Annotated in this window: 1 protein-coding gene; it reads left to right on the forward strand. The window is 68.5% G+C overall.

Annotated features, from left to right (window positions below; genetic code table 11):
- Positions 1–639: alpha-amylase family protein (locus tag AQJ30_RS36360; protein WP_483855238.1), on the forward strand; the 639-nt coding region annotated here is incomplete at both ends.

The following is a 639-nucleotide window of genomic DNA, read 5'->3' on the forward strand; positions in this document are numbered from 1 at the left end:
CTGGGCACGCTGGAGGACTTCCGGTGGTTCGTGGAGCAGGCCCGCTCCCTGGACCTGGAGGTCGCCCTGGACTTCGCCCTGCAGTGCTCGCCGGACCACCCGTGGGTCTCCAAGCACCCGGAGTGGTTCCACCACCGCCCCGACGGGACCATCGCCTACGCGGAGAACCCGCCCAAGAAGTACCAGGACATCTACCCCATCGCCTTCGACCAGGACATGGACGGCCTGGTCGCGGAGACGGTGCGGGTGCTGCGGCACTGGATGGACTGCGGGGTGCGCATCTTCCGCGTGGACAACCCCCACACCAAGCCGGTGGTGTTCTGGGAGCGGGTGATCGGCGAGATCAACGCCGCCGACCCCGACGTGATCTTCCTGGCCGAGGCGTTCACCCGCCCGGCGATGATGCACACCCTGGCCCAGATCGGTTTCCAGCAGTCGTACACCTACTTCACCTGGCGCACCACCAAGGAAGAGCTCACCGAGTACCTGGGCGAGCTGTCGGGCGAGGCGGCCGCGTACATGCGGCCCAACTTCTTCGCCAACACCCCCGACATCCTGCACGCCTACCTCCAGCACGGCGGGTGCCCGGCCTTCGAGGTCCGCGCGGTCCTGGCCGCGACCCTGTCGCCGACCTGGGGC

The sequence above is a fragment of the Streptomyces longwoodensis genome (assembly GCF_001514125.1).
Lineage (GTDB): Bacteria > Actinomycetota > Actinomycetes > Streptomycetales > Streptomycetaceae > Streptomyces > Streptomyces longwoodensis.